General features: G+C 60.9%; 16 protein-coding genes and 3 riboswitches. Of the genes, 9 read left to right on the plus strand and 7 right to left on the minus strand.

Features of this window, described 5'->3' with window-relative positions; all coding sequences use genetic code 11:
* Positions 1–603 carry a cob(I)yrinic acid a,c-diamide adenosyltransferase gene (gene cobO, locus ACSQ83_RS11470; RefSeq protein ID WP_414952686.1) on the minus strand — a complete coding sequence of 201 codons (603 nt, stop codon included), beginning with the start codon at positions 601–603 and terminating at the stop codon, positions 1–3.
* Positions 600–998 (minus strand): cobalamin biosynthesis protein, encoded by a 399-nt coding sequence (locus tag ACSQ83_RS11475; RefSeq protein ID WP_414952685.1) that lies wholly within the window; start codon positions 996–998, stop codon positions 600–602. The genes cobO and ACSQ83_RS11475 overlap by 4 nt, the downstream gene beginning before the upstream one ends.
* Before the next feature lie 134 nt (positions 999–1,132).
* Positions 1,133–1,400, minus strand: a riboswitch (cobalamin riboswitch).
* A 114-nt stretch (positions 1,401–1,514) separates the two neighbouring features.
* A riboswitch (cobalamin riboswitch) is annotated at positions 1,515–1,781 on the plus strand.
* 170 nt (positions 1,782–1,951) lie between these two features.
* On the opposite strand from ACSQ83_RS11475, the gene cobW reads away from it, so the two are divergent.
* From cobW to ACSQ83_RS11495, 4 genes are all read left to right on the plus strand, one after another.
* Positions 1,952–3,040 (plus strand): cobalamin biosynthesis protein CobW, encoded by a 1,089-nt coding sequence (gene cobW / locus ACSQ83_RS11480; protein ID WP_436228200.1) that lies wholly within the window; start codon positions 1,952–1,954, stop codon positions 3,038–3,040.
* Between the two features lie 3 nt (positions 3,041–3,043).
* A complete protein-coding gene (gene cobN, locus ACSQ83_RS11485; protein WP_436228201.1) occupies positions 3,044–6,817 on the plus strand; it encodes a cobaltochelatase subunit CobN in 3,774 nt (1,257 codons plus the stop codon).
* On the plus strand, positions 6,814–7,818 hold the full coding sequence (locus ACSQ83_RS11490) for an ATP-binding protein (RefSeq protein ID WP_436228202.1): 1,005 nt from the start codon (positions 6,814–6,816) through the stop codon (positions 7,816–7,818). Before cobN ends, ACSQ83_RS11490 begins: the two co-directional genes overlap by 4 nt.
* A gap of 92 nt (positions 7,819–7,910) precedes the next feature.
* A complete protein-coding gene (locus ACSQ83_RS11495) occupies positions 7,911–8,492 on the plus strand; it encodes a vWA domain-containing protein (protein ID WP_436228203.1) in 582 nt (193 codons plus the stop codon).
* Between the two features lies 1 nt (position 8,493).
* On the opposite strand, the gene cobJ is transcribed toward ACSQ83_RS11495, so the two are convergent.
* Genes cobJ through cobG form a run of 4 tightly spaced genes read right to left on the minus strand, consistent with a single transcriptional unit; the run spans position 8,494 to position 12,753 of the window.
* Positions 8,494–10,179: a precorrin-3B C(17)-methyltransferase gene (gene cobJ, locus ACSQ83_RS11500; RefSeq protein ID WP_436228204.1), complete on the minus strand. Its 1,686-nt coding sequence runs from the start codon at positions 10,177–10,179 to the stop codon at positions 8,494–8,496.
* Positions 10,167–10,892 (minus strand): precorrin-2 C(20)-methyltransferase, encoded by a 726-nt coding sequence (locus ACSQ83_RS11505; protein WP_436228205.1) that lies wholly within the window; start codon positions 10,890–10,892, stop codon positions 10,167–10,169. Before ACSQ83_RS11505 ends, cobJ begins: the two co-directional genes overlap by 13 nt.
* Positions 10,893–11,519, minus strand: coding sequence for a precorrin-8X methylmutase (locus ACSQ83_RS11510; protein WP_436228206.1), 627 nt, complete (start codon positions 11,517–11,519; stop codon positions 10,893–10,895).
* On the minus strand, positions 11,512–12,753 hold the full coding sequence (cobG, locus tag ACSQ83_RS11515) for a precorrin-3B synthase (protein ID WP_436228207.1): 1,242 nt from the start codon (positions 12,751–12,753) through the stop codon (positions 11,512–11,514). The genes ACSQ83_RS11510 and cobG overlap by 8 nt, the downstream gene beginning before the upstream one ends.
* 181 nt (positions 12,754–12,934) lie before the next feature.
* Positions 12,935–13,111, minus strand: a riboswitch (cobalamin riboswitch).
* A 140-nt stretch (positions 13,112–13,251) separates the two neighbouring features.
* Here cobG and cbiE point away from each other — a divergent pair.
* The 4 genes from cbiE to ACSQ83_RS11535 are packed head-to-tail and all read left to right on the plus strand — an operon-like array spanning position 13,252 to position 16,377.
* A complete protein-coding gene (cbiE, locus tag ACSQ83_RS11520; protein WP_436228208.1) occupies positions 13,252–14,460 on the plus strand; it encodes a precorrin-6y C5,15-methyltransferase (decarboxylating) subunit CbiE in 1,209 nt (402 codons plus the stop codon).
* Positions 14,461–14,491: 31 nt separating this feature from the next.
* Positions 14,492–15,247 (plus strand): cobalt-precorrin-6A reductase, encoded by a 756-nt coding sequence (locus ACSQ83_RS11525; protein WP_436228209.1) that lies wholly within the window; start codon positions 14,492–14,494, stop codon positions 15,245–15,247.
* Entirely contained in the window at positions 15,244–15,972 is a 729-nt protein-coding gene (gene cobM, locus ACSQ83_RS11530; protein WP_436228210.1) for a precorrin-4 C(11)-methyltransferase, read from the plus strand. Before ACSQ83_RS11525 ends, cobM begins: the two co-directional genes overlap by 4 nt.
* 9 nt (positions 15,973–15,981) lie before the next feature.
* The gene (locus ACSQ83_RS11535; RefSeq protein ID WP_414952673.1) at positions 15,982–16,377 is read left to right on the plus strand and encodes a DUF4186 domain-containing protein; all 396 of its coding nucleotides are present in this window, start codon (positions 15,982–15,984) and stop codon (positions 16,375–16,377) included.
* Between the two features lie 65 nt (positions 16,378–16,442).
* Here ACSQ83_RS11535 and ACSQ83_RS11540 read toward each other — a convergent pair whose 3' ends face one another.
* On the minus strand, positions 16,443–17,186 hold the full coding sequence (locus tag ACSQ83_RS11540) for a TerC family protein (protein WP_414968660.1): 744 nt from the start codon (positions 17,184–17,186) through the stop codon (positions 16,443–16,445).
* A gap of 298 nt (positions 17,187–17,484) precedes the next feature.
* On the opposite strand from ACSQ83_RS11540, the gene ACSQ83_RS11545 reads away from it, so the two are divergent.
* Positions 17,485–18,621, plus strand: coding sequence for an OpgC domain-containing protein (locus ACSQ83_RS11545; RefSeq protein WP_414968659.1), 1,137 nt, complete (start codon positions 17,485–17,487; stop codon positions 18,619–18,621).
* Positions 18,622–18,783 lie beyond the last annotated feature (162 nt).

Consider the following 18,783-nt stretch of genomic DNA (forward strand, 5'->3'; position numbering starts at 1 on the left):
TCAGAACTCGACGCCGCGTTGTGCCTTGACGCCTTGCTCGCGATACGGATGCTTGATCGCGCGCATCTCCGTCACAAGATCTGCTGCTTCGATCAGCGCATCCGGCGCATGGCGGCCGGTCACGACCACATGCAGCATCTCGGGCCGCGCAGTGAGCACCGCGAGCACTTCATCAAGGGGCAGGTACTCGTATTTGAGCACCGTGCACAGTTCATCGAGCACGACCATTTGATACTCGCCGCTTTCGATCATCGTGCGCGCAGCGTCCCAGCCTTTGCGAGCCGTAGCAATATCGGCATCGCGATTCTGCGTGTCCCACGTGTAGCCGTCGCCCATGGTGATGAAGTCGCAGTGCGCGATTGCGCCCAGGAAATCGCGTTCGGAGGTGTGCAATGCACCTTTGATGAACTGCACCACGCCGAGCCGCATGCCATGCCCGAGCACACGGACGGCCATGCCGAACGCCGCGGTGGTCTTGCCCTTGCCCGTGCCCGTATTGACGATCAGCAGACCCTTTTCTATCGATGCGGCGGCCTGCTTTTTCTCGTGACCTTCCTTGCGCCGCTGGGTCATGCGCAGATGCGATTCTTCGTCCGTTTTCATGATGTTGTCTCGTTGTCAGTCTGTTGATTCAGATTGTCTTCAGCGATAGCGACAGTCACGCCATCGGTCACCGTCTTCGGCGCGACAATGCGGCCATTGCGCGACGCGAGCAACGCGCACGGCTCGCACACACCGTCGATGCCAAGCAGCGCCTGAACGCGTTCCGACGCGCCGGTTTCAACCTGCGCGATGCGTTGCTTCGAGAAAAAATGCAGCGGCAAACCGTGGCGAGCGGCGAATTCGAGCAGCGCGGTTTCGTCTTTCTTGCTATCAATCGATGCCAGCGCGCGAGCGCCCGCCAGTGGCCGCGTTCCCAGCGCCGCGAATACGGCAGCATGAATCTGTTCGACGCTGACGCCGCGACGGCAGCCTATGCCGATGACCCATGCGCTCATGATGGCCCGCGTAAAGGTAAAGGTCGGCGCGAGGGCGGTGCCAGACGCGGAAAAATTGGATTCATGTCAGTCGATAAAAGCATTGCGTCCTTCATCCGTCCCTCGCGGATGTGGCGTCCGGCGCGCTTTTAGAGCGCGCCACTTGGCGACTGGCCGGTATCCGGGCTGAGCAACCTCATTCCGCTCGCCTTCCCGCTCCGCGGAGCAGTGGCTATGGAGGAAATGGGCGCGCGGGTCGAACGAGTGTCATTCGATGCGCGCGCGGGTCGCTTACCGTTGCGGGGACAGCACAGGTTTTGTCGACACTGCGCGTGAGGTCTCAAGCGTAAGTCTTAAGCGTTGAACCTTGAAAATACGCGCGCGGGAAAAGCGCGCGTGAGCACCAGACGCGGGCCAAAGATAGCACAGCGGGTGTGGGTTGCGCTGGGCTTTCAGGCCTTTAACCGCCACGCGATCCCCGCGCATACCCCACGCGTACCCCGCCTGAACCTTGACGCTAATCAGCCATCAGCCTAGACTTCGCGATAGTTTTCTGGTGCTCGCGCGCGGTCTCTGCTGCGCGCAGTTAAACGGGAAGCAGGGAGCGTTGCCGGAACTCTGGCCATGCCAACCTGCGCTGCCCCCGCAACGGTAAGCGAAAATCGCGCGACGTGGATTCACCCCTGTTTTACGTCATGTAGCGCGATAAAGCCGGCTTCAAGAACCACTGCATGGCCATGCCACGCGGGAAGGTGAAGCGGCACTTTCGCCAGCCCGGATACCGGCCGGAACGAGTCACACTGAAGCGGACGATGTCGCGGGGATGCGGCATACGCTCGGCACTTTTCACCATGCTGTTTCCGGATATCCGTCCCGCATCGCCGTATTCGCACGCGCATTTCAATGCTCGCGTGAGTCGCAAAAGGGCCGCGCAATCCGGCAGCAAGCAGCCAATCGATAAAACGGAGCAACGGATGCAAACGCGCAAAATCCCGGTCACGGTGGTCACGGGTTTCCTCGGCAGCGGCAAGACCACGCTGATGCGGCACATCCTGCAACACGCGAAAGGGCTGCGGATTGCGGTGATCGTGAACGAGTTCGGCGAACTGGGCATCGATGGTGAAATCCTGAAGGGCTGCAACATCGGTTGCGTGGATGAAAGCGTCACGGACCAGCCGAATCTGTATGAGTTATCGAATGGCTGTCTTTGCTGCACGGTGCAGGAAGAGTTCTATCCCGTGATGGAGCAGCTTGTCGAGCGGCGCGATCAGATCGATCACGTGCTGATCGAGACCTCCGGACTTGCGTTGCCCAAGCCGCTCGTGCAGGCGTTCAACTGGCCCTCCATCAAGAATGCGTTCACCGTGGATGCCGTCGTGACGGTGGTCGATGGACCCGCTGCGGCAAGCGGCCAGTTCGCGGCTAACCCCCAGGCAGTGGATGCACAACGCCGCGCCGATCCGAATCTCGATCACGAATCGCCGCTGCATGAGTTGTTCGAAGATCAACTCGCTTCAGCGGATCTGGTGATCCTCAACAAGACTGATTTGATCGATGAAACGCAGCAGCGCGCGGTGGAAACGCTGATTCGCGGCGAGATTCCGGCCGGCGTCAAGATCGTACCGGCGCAGATGGGGCAGCTTGATCTGCATGCGCTGCTCGGGCTTGAGGCGGCGTCGGAAACGACGATTCATCTGCGTGTCGACCATCATGGTTCTGCCGACGACGAAGGCCATGTCGATCATCACCACGATGACTTCGATTCAGTCGTGGTCGAAGCACGGGTCGAGTCGCGCGAGGCCGTGATTGCGGCATTGCGCTCGCTGGTGGATGCCAACACGATTTATCGCGTGAAGGGTTTCGCGGCTTTGCCGGGCACGCCCATGCGGCTGGTCGTGCAGGGCGTGGGTCAGCGGTTTGACACCTACTTCGATCGCCGTTGGACCGGCAAGGAGGCTCTCGAAGGCATCAGCCGCTTCGTGTTGATTGGCGAGGATCTCGACCAGCCGCGCCTGCAACAAGCGCTGACTGCCGCCCTCGCCAACGCACCCGTGCAGGCCTGATCCATGCATCTGCTACGCACGACGCCCGGTGGTTTTGTCGACGACGCTGCCGGCGTCATGCGTATCGACCAGACGCCGGCACCTGTCGTCATATTGAGTTCCGCCGATACCACGCTCTCGCTTTTAGCCAGTGTCGTGCCGAATCTGGAAGCGGACTTCCCGGCGATCCGGCTGGCGAACCAGGCGTTCTTGCGCCAGCCGGCATCGGTGGATTTTTACGTCGATGACGTGCTCAAACATGCACGCGTGATCGTTATCGATCATCTTGGCGGCGAAGCGTATTGGCCCTACGGGATCGAGAGCATCACCACGCTTGCGCGCCGCAATGGCCAGATGCTCGTGATGTTTTCAGGCGACCTGCAGGAAGATGCGAATCTCGTGGCGAAGAGTACAGCCGAGCCTGCGTTGTGCGATCAGCTTTGGCGTTATCTGCGTGAGGGTGGCGCGAAGAATGCCGAAGCGTTCCTGCGTTGCATCGCGTTCCGGGGGCTGGGATATGGGCGTGAAGCGAACGAACCGACCCCGTTGCCAGCGGTGGCGATCTATCATCCGGCGCGGCAGATCGCGATCGTGGACGACTGGAAGGAGCAGTGGGTTCAAGGCGCGCCCGTTGTTGCGGTGCTGTTCTATCGGGCGCATTTGCAGTCCGGCAATACCGATGTTTTCAATGCGTTGATCGATGCCCTGGAGGCGCAAGGCCTCAACCCGCTGCCGATCGCCATGGCGTCGCTTAAAGACCCGTTGAGTCGCGAGGTCGTGCAACAGCTTTGCGCGGATCACGCTGTGTCACTGGTGCTGAACACAACCTCATTTGCTGCCGGCGTCATAGACGACCCTGTGCCGTTCGAACTCGCGGGCGATGCGCCGGTACTGCAAGTCATTCTTAGCGGGGGAAATCGCGAAGACTGGTTGAAGGACAACCACGGACTGAATTCGCGCGATGTCGCCATGCATGTCGCACTGCCGGAAGTCGATGGCCGCATCATCACGCGCGCGATCAGCTTCAAGGGACTTGCGTATCGATGCAAGATCACTCAAGTCGATGTCGTGCGATATCAGCCCGACCTTGAACGCGTGCGTTTCGTGGCCGAGTTGAGCCAACGCTGGTGTCGCTTGCGGCAGCTCGATAACGCCGGCAAACGCATTGCGCTCGTGCTTGCGAACTATCCACTGAGTGAAGGCCGCATCGGCAATGGCGTGGGTCTCGATACACCGGCGTCCGTCGTCAACATTCTTTCGATGCTTGCGAAAGAAGGGTATCGAGTGGATCAAATTCCCGCCGATGGCGACGCGCTAATGCAGGCGCTCACCTCAGGCGTGACGAATGATCCGGTGGTTCGCGATTTGCGTCCCGCGTTGCAAAGCCTGTCGCTTGATGATTACCTCGATGCTTTCGAGAAGCTGCCGGACAACGTCCAGCAGGAGTTGAATGCGCGCTGGGGTCCGCCCGAAAGTGATCCCACCATCCGTCGCGGCCGCTTCATGATCGCGGGCTGGCGCTGCGGGCATGTGTTCATCGGTATTCAGCCGGCGCGTTCTCGTGAACGTGGCGACTACGCCAGTTATCACGACGCGGAGCTCGTGCCGCCGCATGCTTATCTCGCGTTTTACTTCTGGCTGCGGCTGCGATTCAACGTGGACGCGATCGTTCACGTGGGCAAGCACGGCAACCTTGAATGGCTGCCGGGCAAGAGCGTTGCGTTGAGCGCTTCATGCTGGCCTGATTTGACGCTTGGCGCCATGCCGCACCTGTATCCGTTCATTGTGAATGACCCGGGCGAGGGCAGTCAGGCGAAGCGGCGGGCGCAGGCGGTCATCATCGACCACTTGATGCCGCCGCTCACGCGCGCTGAAAACTATGGCCCGTTGCAGGATCTCGAACGTCAGGTCGACGAGTACTACGAAGCATTGATGGTCGATCCACGCCGCGCAAAACTCCTTCGCAAAACGATTTTGGCAAGCATCGTCGAGCACAGTCTGCATGAAGAACTCGGACTCGATAAACCCCGCGACGCCGATGCCGAAGATACGCTACTGACCCGAGCCGACGCGTATTTATGCGAGCTGAAGGAAGCTCAGATTCGCGATGGCCTGCACGTGTTCGGCGCCTCACCGCAAGGCGTGCAACGTCGCGATACCCTGCTTGCTCTCGGCCGTTATCCAACTGGCGATGCACAGGGCGCGAACGCAAGCGTGCTGACCGCGCTGGCGCGAGATTTGAATCTGGGCGAGACATTCGATCCGCTGGATGCCGACTGGAGCGCGCCGTGGACAGGTCTCCGTCCTGCTGAACTTGAAAACGTGATCGACTCGCCGTGGCGTCATCACGGCGACACGCGCGAGCGTCTCGAGTTGCTTGCGACGTCATTGCTTGACCGGCCATCCAATACAGCGGGGCCGTACACATCGCAAGTATTGACGCGGTTGAATGGCGACTTGCTCGCACGGCTCGACGCTTGCGGCCCTCAGGAGCTAAAGCAGCTTCAACGCGGTCTCGATGGACGTTTTGTACCACCGGGCCCAAGCGGATCGCCATCGCGTGGAAGGCCGGACGTCTTGCCTACCGGCCGCAATTTTTATTCGGTCGATACCCGCGCCGTACCGACGCGCGCAGCGTGGACGCTCGGCCTGAAGTCGGCCAACCTGCTGATCGAACGCCACCTTCAGGAGCACGGCGATTATCCGCGCGCGATTGGTTTATCGGTATGGGGCACGGCCACCATGCGCACCGGCGGTGACGATATCGCCCAAGCCATGGCGTTGATCGGCGTTAGGCCCAAGTGGGCGGCAGGCAGCAATCGCGTGACCGATTTCGAAGTCTTGCCCATCACCATTTTCAACCGTCCGCGCATCGACGTGACGCTGCGGGTATCGGGATTCTTCCGCGATGCATTCGCGAACCTGATGCATCTCTTCGATGCCGCCGTGCAAGCCGTGGCCGAACTCGACGACGAAGCCGAAGACCTCAACCCGATCCGTGCGCGCATCATGCGTGAACGCGACGAACACATGGCGCGCGGACTCGACGAAAAGGAAGCGCGCTTGCGTGCGGGATGGCGCGTGTTCAGCACGAAGCCGGGCGCGTACGGTTCAGGTTTGCAGGAGATGATCGACGCGAAGCAATGGCAAAATGACGCCGATCTCGCACGCGGTTTTCAAAGCTCGGGCGGATATGCGTATTCGCAAAGAGGCGATGGCGTGGAGGCTCGCGACACCTTCGGCGCGCGCTTGTCGACGATTGACGTGGTGGTGCAGAACCAGGACAACCGCGAACACGACTTGCTGGATTCGAACGACTATCACCAGTTTCAGGGCGGCATGGTAGCGGCCGTGCGGCATCTTTCGGGCGCCCAGCCGCAAGCGTATAACCCTGACCACAGCAATCCCGCCGCGCCGCGCATCCGAACCTTGCAGGAAGAAATCTCGCGCGTGATCCGTTCACGCGTGGTCAATCCAAAATGGATCGACGGCGTGAAGCGGCATGGTTACAAGGGCGCATCCGAACTTGCGGCCACGGTAGATTATTTGTTCGGTTACGACGCCACCGCGCGAGTCGTATCGGATCATCAATATGCGCTGGTTGCGGACGCCTATGTCAATGACGCCGACACGCGTGAGTTCATGCAGCAGCACAATCCCCACGCGCTGCATTCGATCTGCGAGCGTTTAACAGAAGCGATGCAGCGTGGCTTGTGGCAAAGTCCAGGCGCATATCAGGAGCAGGTCGAACGTCATCTGCTGGATGCCGAACAGCAACTCGAAGGGCAACGAACGTGAGCGAATCCATCTTTCCGTTTGCCGCACTGGTCGCACAAAAACCCTTGCAGCAAGCACTTTTATTGGCGGCCATCGATCCTGCGCTGGGCGGCGTGTTAGTGAGCGGTCCGCGTGGCACAGCGAAATCGACGACCGCGCGCGCGCTCGCTGAACTGCTGCCCGAGGGCCAGTTCGTGACCCTACCGCTGGGGGCAAGTGAAGAACAGTTGATTGGTTCGCTGGATATCGAAGCTGTGTTGCGCGACGGCGGCGTGCGCTTTTCGCCGGGTTTGCTCGCGAAAGCGCATCAGGGCGTGTTGTACGTCGATGAAGTCAATCTGCTGCCCAACCAACTCGTGGATCAGTTGCTCGATGTAGCGGCCAGTGGCGTCAACGTCATTGAGCGAGATGGCATTTCGCATCGGCATGATGCTCGGTTCGTGCTGATCGGGACAATGAATCCGGAGGAGGGCGAACTCAGGCCGCAACTACTGGATCGGTTCGGTTTGGCGGTCCCCCTGCAAAACTGTTTTGATGCGGGAACACGTCGTGAAATCGTCAAGGCGCGTCTCGCATTCGATACGAATCCTGACGCTTTTCGCTTGCGGTTCACGGGGCAACAAGAAGCCTTGGCGCTAAAGCTTCGCCAAGCCAGAGCAATGCTTTCGACCCTCGAATTCGACGACGCAGTTCACGCGCGCGTTAGCGAGTTATGTATCGATGCGCATGTGGACGGCTTGCGTGCCGATCTCACCATGCTGCGCGCAGCGCGAGCGCTGGCGGCGTTCGAAGAGGCAACAGCGGTGAACGTCGAGCACGTTGAACGCGTGGCGGAATCGGTGTTGCTGCATCGACGCAAAGAAGGCAGCGCACCCAGCGATCAAGGCAGCAATCAACGTTCTCCTGAAGCCCGTACGCAACAGAAAGACACTGATGAAGCGAACTTCGGCTTCATGCCTCCCGAGCCCGTAGACATCAAGGCAGTCAAGAACGTCAGGCCGCTTGCCGCAAAAAAATCCTGAGCCATCGAAGGCAGGATGCAGAGGCCGAACCCGGCCGCCTTCGATGGCTAGAACCTTCAGCGCAAGGTACAACGCGATCACGTGCGGGCGAAGTGAGCACGCGCATCGACTGGTTGCAGACGCTGCTGGCGAAACGCAATCAACCTCTGGACAGAACTCACCTGAGATTTCATCGCGAGCAGGGCGACAGCAGCGCGTTGCATTGCTTCGTGCTCGATTGCTCCGGGTCGATGCTAAGCGGCAAGCGGCTTGCGCTTGCTAAAGGACTGGTCGTGGCGCTATTCGACCGGGCGTACCGCGAGCGCGCAGAGGTGGCGCTGGTCTGCTTCGGCGGTGGGAAGGCGCAAGTGCGTCGTGAACCTGGAGCGGCGCATTGGTGGAACGAACGTTGGCTCGCGCCTATTGGTGGAGGCGGGGGAACGCCGCTTGCGCTGGGCGTACATACAGGCGCTAATGTGCTGCTTAGGGCAGCACGTCATCGCCCTTCACAGCGGCGTTTCTTGTGGCTGCTGACCGACGGCCGCAGTCCGGAAACACCTTCGCGTCCCGATGCGGCGGATCAGATTGTCATCGTCGATTTTGAAAATCAAGCGGTGCGCTTAGGGCGTTGCGCGACGCTAGCCGAGTCATGGCGCGCGGAGTATCGTACGGCCGCTTCCATGACTTCGTCCTAGTTCATTCGTACCAGCGCGGCGTGTATACCCAGTCGCCATGACCATCGGCTCGCGGAAAACTGCGCGTGGTGGACGAACCGACAATCACCATCGTACGCATATCGACTTGACTGGAATGCAGTTTTTCCAGCGTCGTGGTGGTCAGTGTTTCGCCCGGCCTGCCGATATTTCTACCCAGCACGATCACGGTTGCCCCGCTCCGATGCTCCCGCACGATATCGAGCGCGCGATCGAGTTGCCACGGCCGCGCGCGAGAGACGGGGTTATAAAACGCCATCACGAGATCGGCCTGAGCCGCGTACCGCAAGCGCGTTTCTATCACGGCCCACGGCTTGAGATTGTCCGATAGCGACAGCATGCAGAAGTCGTGGCCGAGGGGCGCACCGGCCTTGGCAGCCGTCGCAAGGGCTGCTGAAACTCCCGGGACGACCGCCAACTCCACCGCGTTCCACGGCGCGTTGTCGCGGGCCTGATCGAGCGCTTCGAGCACGGCCGCGGCCATTGCAAAGACCCCGGGATCTCCCGACGAGACCACCACCACGTTACGTCCTGCACTCGCCAGTTCGAACGCATGACGCGCGCGCTGCATCTCTTCGCGGTTGTCGGTGCAATGCAGGACCTGATGCGACGCGAACGGACCGGCCATGCGCACATAGGTCTCGTAACCGAGGACATCGTCTGCTCGAATTAACGCATGTCTTGCAGCGGGCACCATTAGATCTGCGCTGCCGGGGCCGAGACCAATCACGGTCAGCGTGCCGCGTGCTTGTCCGAGTGTCGAGGGATCGAGCGGCTGTGGCGCGAGAGCAATTGTGATGCCGTCATCAAGAGACTCAAGCACGACAAAACCTGCTGGAAGCGTTCCGAAGCGCAGCGGCATATCTAATGTATGTGCGGCTTCGACAAGCGATACCGACGTCATCATGTTCAAGGGCGCGAGGACCGCCGCCAGCGCTATCGGTGCAATGCGTTGTTCACGCAAGATCCCGCGCACGCGTTCGACGATGGAGCCCTCTGACGACAACGCCGTCACGCACACCACCGCGCAACGCGGATGAATCATCAACTCGCCCACAACTTCGCTCGTATGCGGCGTGATGCGGATCGCGAGGCCCGCGTCGGCAGCGCGTGGCAAGTCTGCTGCGTCGAGCCACGGCGCGTGACCTTCAATACGCGTCGTGGCGCCTGCCAGAAGATCGGACACAAAACGTTTCCCGTGTTCGATATCGGCTAACACGTATCCCGCCGGCGGGTTCAGCAAGCAAGTGCCGAAACGTAGTTCACCGCTCGTTGTGATTGCCGGCGCGACGTCCAGCGCCGCCGCTATTTCCCGCGCCATCACGTTCACTCCACCCAACCCACCAAGCAAGGGCACGACCGCGCTGCCGTCTTCGGCCACGGCCAGCACGGGCGGTTCATGAGTCTTGTCGGCGAGCGCAGATGCCAGGCATCGGATCACGATGCCCGCCGCGCACAAGGCGACAATCGGCGTGTTGCGCGCATAGAGTTCGCGCAGGTGCAAGCCCAGTTCGGTAAACGTAACATCGCCCTGCACGCGGCTTGCGAGTCCATGAATGAGCGAACCCGGATACCGCGCCTGGATGCTGCGAGCGGTATCAACCGCGCCCGTGCCCAGCACCACGATTGCTACGGGAACCTGATCGATCAACTCGCTCACGCCTGCCATTTTTCCCCCGGCACGACGAGCAGCGAGAAGTAGGGCGACGCCATGGGATCGACTTCTTCCAGCGGCACGATGCGCTGGTTCGCCATGGTCGCGCGTTCGACGTAAAGCGCGCGTTTATCGAGTCCGAGTTCGGTCAGCACGCGTCGTACCTTATCGAAGTTGCGGCCCAGTTTCATGATCACGGCGGCATCGGCGGTGGCGAGACGTTGCCTGAGATCGGCTTCCGGCAGCACGCCCGATAACACCGACAAGCTTTGGTTCCGATACACAAGCGGCACGCCAAGCACGGCAACCCCGCCGAGCATGGAACACACGCCGGGCACGACATGCGCTTCGAATCGTTCGGACAGCCGGTCATGCAGATACATGTACGAGCCGTAGAAGAACGGATCGCCTTCGCAGATCACGGCTACATCGCGGCCGGCTTCTAGATGATCCGCGATGCGCAGGGCGGATTCATCGTAGAAGTCGCCGATGATCGTTTCATAGCAGAGCGGCGGTTCAAGCGCTTCTGTTGTGACGGGATAAACCAGCGGCATGCGGGTTTGCGTCTCTTTCAAATGCGCTTCGATAATGCCGAACGCGTTGCCTCTCTTGCCCTTCGCCACGAAGTAAGCGACCACCGCAGCCGAGGTCAGCAAGCGCAGTGCCTTTACTGTGATCAGCTCGGGGTCACCGGGGCCGACACCGAGTCCATAGAGGCGTCCGCTCATCTATTCGGTCTCCGTTGCCAGCGCGTTCACGGCAGCGGCCGCCATCGCGCTGCCGCCACGCCGGCCGCGCAATGCGACGAATGGCACGCCGCGGCTATCGGCGGCAAGCAGCGCTTTCGATTCTGCCGCGCCGATAAACCCCACGGGGAAGCCCAGGATCAGCGCGGGTCTGGGTGCGCCCGCGTCGAGCATGTCGAGCAGATGAAAGAGTGCAGTGGGCGCATTACCGATCACGACCACACTGCCTTCAAGATCTGGTTGCCACAGCTCGAGCGCGGCAGCGGAGCGCGTGTTGCCGAGTGCGCGAGCGCGTTCAGGCACGGAAGGATCGTTGAGCGTGCAGATCACGCGGTTATCCGCCGGCAGTCTCGCGCGCGTGATGCCTTCGGCGACCATGCGGGCATCGCAGAGAATAGAAGAGCCTTTGCTAAGCGCCAGGCGGCCTGCCGTGCCCGCGCCGTGAGAGAACACGAGGTCGTCGATGACGTCTGTCATGCCGCATGCGTGGATCACGCGCACGGCAAGTTTCTCGAGATCGGCGGGAATGGCCGAGAGGTTGGCCTCGGCGCGAATGGTCGCAAACGACGCGCGATAAATCGCCTGGCCGTCGCGAATGTAGTCAAGCATCAAGGTGACTCCGGGCTAGCCAGCGGGCTGCCTGTTCAATGGTGAGATGGCGCGCGAGGGGCTCAGGTGCGTTGCCGTAGAGATCGTAGCGGCCGGGTGCAACAGCCAGCAAGGTGGTATCGACGCGATGTGCCGCCGCGCATGAGCGCGCGCAACCGCTTAGGTGTACGTCGCCCGTGGGCGGCATTGACCGAGCGAGAAGTCGCGCGTCGGTTTTAGTATCGGTAAAACTTTTTGCGCAGCCTGGCGAACCCGCACACGCAATCAGGCGCGCGAAGGGTTCGTCGGGGTTCGTCGCGAGACCGAGTGCGGCGAGTTGTGCAACGACCGTTTGGGCATTAGCAGAAGGCACGTCGAGCAGCATGACGCTTTGCCAGGGCGTCATGCGTAATCGTGGCGCAAGATCGGCGAGCGCAAGCAGTGTTGCGGCATCCAGGCGCCCAAGCGGCACTTGCGCACCGACACACACGCTGTCGCCCATCTCTTGACGATGCACGCCGAAACGCAGCTTTGCATCGGAGGCGGGACGTCGCCAATGCTCAACGTCATGATCCAAAGCAAAGCCAAGCTTCTCCTGCGCGCGGCCAAGAATGTCTTCGATGGAATATGTCGTCAGCAGATCACGCATCCTGGTCTGCCAGGGCTGAGCAAGATCGAGGAAGGTATGCAGCAGCGCAATAACGAGTTCAGGGACGTGCCCGGTTTTCACCGCAGCCAACGCAGGCGCATCGTTTTCAAATTGGGGTGGACACCCCGCGAGCCCAAATACAAACCGTTCCGCCGATACCGCTGAAAGCCATACATCGTGAGGATGGTCGAGCATGGCAAGGCGCTCGCCCCCGTCGACCATCAACGCAAATTTTGGCGATAGCTGATGCAAACGCACGTCACGCTGCATCTGCCCGATCAATGTGGAAACGAGTGGGACGACATCGAGCAAGGCGTGCGAATCGAGGCCCGCCAGCGGACTGGACATGACGTTACGCTGGTCGTCGGAATCGGGGGTGTCGGGACCGAGCCCTGCATTGACGAGCCGCGAGACGAGCGCTTCCTGCGCGTCTGTCTCTTCAGTGACGCCGCGAATCTGGAGATTCGCGCGATTGGTTGCATCGATGAAACCGGAACCGAATTCGAGCGACACTTGCGCCACGACACGCGCCTGCGCTGCGCTCAGCTCGCCCCTTACGAGACGAATGCGGCACAGGCCGCCGTCGCGTGCAGGCACGATCCGCATCAGACCGGGACACGCCGATGGCCGTGATGCTTGGGATGATGCGTGCGCTAATCCGCGTACAGTAGTGAGTGGTTCGTTCAAAGCGTGACCCGTCCGGTCTCGCGCGGCGCCCGAGCATGCCGGACCCTTTCACGGGATGGCACGTTCGCGGCATCGGTACACCCCGCCCGATGTTGGCTTGCACGAAGAATTGCGGTCGGCAGGTCTCTTGGCTTGCAGGTCGTCATCCGTACCGGCCTTCCCAGTCGAAACCAGTGGCAGTGGAGCGCGGACTCGCTGCGTACAATTGCGGGGGCAGCCACAGTTCTGCTGTGTTCCCTGTTAGGCCCGTAAGGGCACCGACTAACCGCGCTATTATGCCCGTTTTTGCAGCGGCTAAAGCGCGCAGGCGTCAGGCCGTACGTGCTTTAGCCGCATAGTGCCGGCCGCGTTGCAGACGAGGCGCGAGCAGTGAATGAGTGAGTGAACGAGTTGGAAAATAGATCAGAGGACCGGCAGATGTCACCGTGGTTGACCGTGTTGGGGATCGGGGAGGATGGCTGGCGCGGACTGAGCCGGCAAGCGCGCCAGGCGCTGCTGGCAGCCGATACTATTTTCGGCGGCGCGCGTCATCTCGCGTTGTTGCCCGCGCGGATAGGCGGCGAACGTCGCGCATGGCCTGCGCCGTTTACGATCGCGCCCGTGCTCGAATATCGTCACGGACGCAAACAGGTGTGCGTTCTCGCAAGCGGCGACCCGATGATGTACGGCGTTGGCTCGACTTTCGCCCGCGAACTGACTGCCGATGAATTCTGCGTGGTGCCCGCGCCGTCTTCGTTATCGCTTGCCGCCGCGCGTTTGCACTGGGGGCTGCAGGACGTCGCGATAGTCTCGCTGGTCGGGCGCCCGGTCGCGGCCCTCGAAACGCAGCTTCATCACGGCGCGCGCCTTTTCGTTCTGAGCAGCAACGCCGCGAGTCCCGGCGTGGTCGCGCAATTGCTGACCACGCGCGGTTTCGGCGCGAGCCGGCTGAGCGTATTCGAGCACCTGGGTGGCGAGCGCGAGCGTCGTATCGACAGCGTGGCCAGTGCGTGGACGGCAAGCGAAGTGGCCGCGCTGAATCTGGTGGCGATCGAATGCATCGCGGAAAACCACGCGCGGCGCTTGCCCCTGACGCCCGGTCTTCCCGACGACGCTTACCAGCACGACGGGCAGCTCACGAAGCGCGATGTCCGCGCGATCACGCTGGCACGGCTTGCTCCCGAGCCCGGCGAACTGCTGTGGGACGTGGGTGCGGGATGCGGGTCGATTGGTATCGAATGGATGCGCGCGCATCCGGGTTGCCGTGCCATCGCGATCGAAGCGAACGGCCAGCGTCAACGCTTCATAGAACATAATCGCGACGCGCTCGGCGTACCCGGACTGCAACTGGTCGAGGGCGAAGCGCCTGACGCGTTGGCCGGACTTCCTGAGCCCGACGCGATTTTTATCGGCGGAGGCGTGACCGTGCCGGAGATGCTTGATACGTGCTGGTCTCATCTGAAGAAAGGCGGCCGGATGATCGTCAATGCAGTCACGATCCAGAGCGAGATGACGCTGGTCGCATGGCGCGCGCTTCACGGCGGCGAGATGACGCGTATCAGCGTTGCGCATGCCCAGCCGCTAGGCGCCTTCGATACCTGGCGCCAGGCGCTTCCGATCACGCTGCTGCACGCGGTCAAACCGTGATGCGGATCGATCGGCCGGCAGGGGCGGCGCAATGATGCGGACCCTGCTATTGGGAGGGACCGGCGACGCGTTGAAAATCGCGCGACGTCTCGGCCCTGCGCATATTTATAGCCTCGCCGGACTGGGCCGTGTACCGGACGATCTGACCTGTCGCGTCCGCGTAGGCGGATTTGGCGGGATAGAAGGGTTGGCGGCGTTCATCGAGACCGAATCCATCGGCTTGATCGTCAATGCGACGCATCCCTACGCCGCACAAATGAGCCATCACGCGAGCACGGCGAGTGCGCTTAAAAACATTGAATGCTGGGCGCTTCGCCGCGCACCGTGGCAGCCGCAATCCGAAGACGATTGGCGCGAGGCAATCGATTTTCCGGACATCATCCGCACGCTCGCGCCTTACAAATATCCGCTCTGGACGCTGGGCCGCGAACCGCTTGCGCATCTTGACGAGATTCCCCCTGCGCAACACTGGACCATTCGCTGTCTCGACTCGCACCCCGGCAACGCACGCGCGACAATCATCGGTGCGCGTGGCCCGTTCTCGTTGGAAAGTGAACGCATGCTCTTCGACACGCAGCAAACCGATGTCCTCGTCAGCAAGAATAGCGGCGGCGCGGCAACGGAGGCGAAACTTGCCGTAGCGCGGGAACGCGGTTTGCCCGTAGTCATGCTGAAAAGGCCAAACTTGCCACCGGTCCAGCGCGAATTCTTCGATACAAACTCGCTTCAAGACGCACTCGAAGCAGGGTCCCATTCGCAATCACTTTCGATAAAACCCCTTAAATGACGGTCTATTTCATTGGCGCCGGACCCGGAGATCCCGAACTCATCACGGTGAAAGGCCAGCGCCTCATTCGGACATGCCCGGTCATCCTGTACGCTGGATCGCTTGTGCCCGAAGCGGTATTGAGCGGACATGGCGCGGAAAGCGTCGTGAATACGGCCGATCTTCATCTCGACGAAATCGTGGCGTTGCTCGAAGCGGCTCACCTCAAAGGGCAAGACGTTGCCCGCGTGCATTCCGGTGATCCATCGCTATACGGCGCAATAGGTGAGCAGATACGGCGCTTGAATATGCTTTCGATTCCTTATGAAATCATTCCCGGCGTCACGGCGGCAGCGGCATCGGCGGCGTCCCTTGGTTGCGAATTCACGTTGCCCGGGATCTCGCAAACGGTGATCCTGACGCGCTTCGCCACGAAGACATCGATGCCCGAAGGCGAGCAGCTCGCCGATCTCGCACGCCATCGCGCGACCATGGCAGTTCACCTTGGCGTGCGTCATATCGAACGAATCGTCGCTGATCTGATTCCGCATTACGGCGCGGAGTGTCCTGTAGCCGTGATCTTCCGCGCAAGCTGGCCCGACGAAGAGAAAGTGCTCGGTACGCTTGCGGATATCGCAGGGAAAGTGCTTGAAAAAGGCATCGAAAAGACTGCGTTGATCGTGGTGGGATACGTGCTGAACGCGGAAGGTTTTACGGATTCATCGCTGTATCGCAAGCCGTTCTGAGCGAGTGCCATGCGCGATATCGATACCGTTTTCGATGCCCTGTCGCATTCGAAATTTCGCATGCGTTTCCGTTTGGGCGCGCGTGAGGAGGCTTATTTGCGTGAACACGGCATGACGGACGTGATCAGCCATGCGCGTGAACTGATTGCGCGGCGGCTTGCGCCTGAGCATCCGCCGAACGACGGCAAGCAGACGCCGTTTCGCGGCCATCCGGTATTTATCGCGCAGCACGCCACGGCAACGTGCTGTCGGGGTTGCCTCGCGAAATGGCATGGCATCGCGGCGGGAAAACTGCTGGATGATGACGAGCGGGACCATGTCGTGCAGGTTATCGAACGCTGGCTGAAGGCGCAAAAAGTGGCCGGTGCGGATAAACCGCCACGTCAGCCCGACTTGCCGTTCTGACAAAAAAACGCCGGGCGGTTTGAAGCCGCGCGGCGTGATTGATTGATCGATGACTTATCGCGCCATCATTCCAAAGCGCGCTTCTTCTTCGCCCTTCGCGACAGCATATTCAGACCCTCGACCAGCGCCGAGAACGCCATCGCTGCGTAGATGTAGCCTTTAGGAACATGCGAGCCGAACCCTTCCGCGACCAGCGTCATCCCGATCACGAGCAGGAAACCGAGCGCGAGCATGACGACAGTCGGATTCCTTTCGATGAAACGCGACAACGGACCTGCTGCGAACATCATCACTGACACCGCCCCGATCACCGCAACGAACATGATCGGAATGTGCTCGGTCATGCCCACTGCAGTCACGATGCTGTCGATGGAAAACACGAGGTCAAGCACGAGGATCTGGCCGATCGCCGACCACGGCGTGAGCGTGGAGGTCTTCGCGACACCGTCGCCATTTTCGCCGGCACCCGAGACGTGATGATGGATCTCGGTGGTCGCCTTCCAAACGAGGAACGCACCGCCCGCAATGAGGATCAGGTCGCGCCACGAAAAGTCGTGTCCGAACGCGGTGAAGATCGGGGCGGTCAGGCGCACGATCAGCGCGACCGTGCCGAGCAGGCCGAGCCGCATGACCAGTGCGAGCCCGATGCCGAGCCGCTGGGTGCGCGCACGGTATGCCTCGGGCAGTTTGTTCGTAAGAATGGAGATGAAGATCAGGTTGTCGATGCCGAGCACGATTTCCATGACAAGGAGCGTCGCCAGGGCGGCCCAGGCGCCGGGGTCGCTTGCCAATGCAACTAAATAGTCCATGAGATCCGAGGGTCTTGGAGGAGGTGGAAAGAAACGGTGAAGGGCGCCACATGGCGGCCGTTCGCGATGATACGTGACGCGCCAAGCAAAAATGTAAGCTTAATGAAATAATTGAGAGCGGCGGGGAGTCAAAAAGTTCGCGGGACAGATCGCAGATGCCCCTTTATCCCAAAAATGATGCACGCCGCGAACGCGGGTAAACTCCAAGACCGTCTGCCCTTAATTTAGCCGGAACAGTTCCGGTTCCGGCACCTTCAACTTTTGCTGCCCGATTCCGGCAGTTCCTTTCGGGTTTCGCATGCAGGGAAAATCGCACCGCCTGGTCGAACTGGACTTCTTTCGTGGCCTCGTACTGCTGGTGATTCTGGTCGATCATATTGGCGGCAGTATGGTATCCCGCGTGACGCTTCACTCGTTCGCACTCAACGACGCCGCCGAAGTTTTCGTGTTCCTGGGTGGATTTGCCACCGCGACCGCCTACGTGTCAATGTCCGCTCGCCGCTCCGAATCCGCCGCGCGGGCGCGGTTTTTCCGGCGTGCATTCGAAATCTATCGCGCATTTCTGGTTACCGCCGTCCTGATGTTGGTGACCAGTTTCTTGTTGCGGCCATTTTTCGGCAGCGCGCCGAATCTGGCAACGTCCGACCTGAATGCCTTTATCTCCACGCCTTTCACCGCGCTCGCCGACGTGCTGCTTTTGCGCCGTCAACCGTATTTGTCTTCTGTCCTGCCCATGTACGCGGTTTTCGCGCTGGCCGTCCCGCTTGTGTTGCCGTTGGCGCGCACCAAGCCGTGGTTATTGCTCGGCGCGAGCATCGCATTGTGGGCAGCGGCGGCGCCCATTGCCGAGTATTTGCCATCGGCGGATGACTTGCTGTGGGATTTCAATCCGGCCGCGTGGCAGTTGATGTTCGTGATCGGCATGATTGCATGTTGCCATCCGATCTATCAGCGCGTGAGATCGCACCGGCTTGGTTGGATGGTGAGCGTCGCGGCGCTCGCGATCGTTGCAGGAATGGCGTACTACAAGTTGCTTGTGCTTCCGGTTCCCTTCGATGGCGATTTCAAGCGCAACCTGGCCGGCGCGAGAATTGTCAATTTCCTGGGCGTCGCGTGGCTTGCGGGCGACCTGGCACGTCATGGCGTAGTGAAGCAGATAGCGCAGCGTTTGCCGTGGGTCGGTGCGGTCGGCCGAGATGGCTTGGTGTGCTTCGTGGCGGGCGCGGTGATCTCGCTGTGCGTGGACTCGATATTGTTCACGCTCACGGGCGGCCTGATTGATGTCCCGCTGGGCCTCGCTGCCGACGCCGTTGCACTGGGTCTGTTGCTGGCGATTCCGCATCGCCAGCGTGTTCTTGATGTGATCGGTTTAGGCGCGCTTAAGCCTGTTACGGCTGTAGCGAAGAGAGAGGGGGAGGAGCGTGCGGTTCGATGAACAACGGCCGACCTCATCCTTCGTCAAGCAAAAGCTGCGGCCAATACTAATAAATTACGCTGCGTAGCGTCCGTTTTCTGCGCGGCGCGTCATTGCCGGATCCAAGCGGTTCCCCCTAACCGCAACGCCCTTCGCTTCAACCGCCGCTCCCGAAAACCCTCA

Source organism: Caballeronia sp. LjRoot29 (assembly GCF_964252755.1).
In the GTDB taxonomy this organism is placed as follows: domain Bacteria; phylum Pseudomonadota; class Gammaproteobacteria; order Burkholderiales; family Burkholderiaceae; genus Caballeronia.

Bases quoted from the DNA above. Each gene is read 5' to 3' on its own strand.
- cobO (WP_414952686.1), bottom strand. From the start codon at position 603: ATGAAAACGGACGAAGAATCGCATCTGCGCATGACCCAGCGGCGCAAG.
- ACSQ83_RS11545 (WP_414968659.1), top strand. From the start codon at position 17,485: ATGCAGGGAAAATCGCACCGCCTGGTCGAACTGGACTTCTTTCGTGGC.
- ACSQ83_RS11540 (WP_414968660.1), bottom strand. From the start codon at position 17,186: ATGGACTATTTAGTTGCATTGGCAAGCGACCCCGGCGCCTGGGCCGCC.
- cobM (WP_436228210.1), top strand. From the start codon at position 15,244: ATGACGGTCTATTTCATTGGCGCCGGACCCGGAGATCCCGAACTCATC.
- ACSQ83_RS11535 (WP_414952673.1), top strand. From the start codon at position 15,982: ATGCGCGATATCGATACCGTTTTCGATGCCCTGTCGCATTCGAAATTT.
- cobJ (WP_436228204.1), bottom strand. From the start codon at position 10,179: ATGGCAGGCGTGAGCGAGTTGATCGATCAGGTTCCCGTAGCAATCGTG.
- cobW (WP_436228200.1), top strand. From the start codon at position 1,952: ATGCAAACGCGCAAAATCCCGGTCACGGTGGTCACGGGTTTCCTCGGC.
- cbiE (WP_436228208.1), top strand. From the start codon at position 13,252: ATGTCACCGTGGTTGACCGTGTTGGGGATCGGGGAGGATGGCTGGCGC.
- ACSQ83_RS11505 (WP_436228205.1), bottom strand. From the start codon at position 10,892: ATGAGCGGACGCCTCTATGGACTCGGTGTCGGCCCCGGTGACCCCGAG.
- ACSQ83_RS11475 (WP_414952685.1), bottom strand. From the start codon at position 998: ATGAGCGCATGGGTCATCGGCATAGGCTGCCGTCGCGGCGTCAGCGTC.
- cobN (WP_436228201.1), top strand. From the start codon at position 3,044: ATGCATCTGCTACGCACGACGCCCGGTGGTTTTGTCGACGACGCTGCC.
- ACSQ83_RS11510 (WP_436228206.1), bottom strand. From the start codon at position 11,519: ATGCTTGACTACATTCGCGACGGCCAGGCGATTTATCGCGCGTCGTTT.
- ACSQ83_RS11525 (WP_436228209.1), top strand. From the start codon at position 14,492: ATGATGCGGACCCTGCTATTGGGAGGGACCGGCGACGCGTTGAAAATC.
- cobG (WP_436228207.1), bottom strand. From the start codon at position 12,753: ATGCGGATCGTGCCTGCACGCGACGGCGGCCTGTGCCGCATTCGTCTC.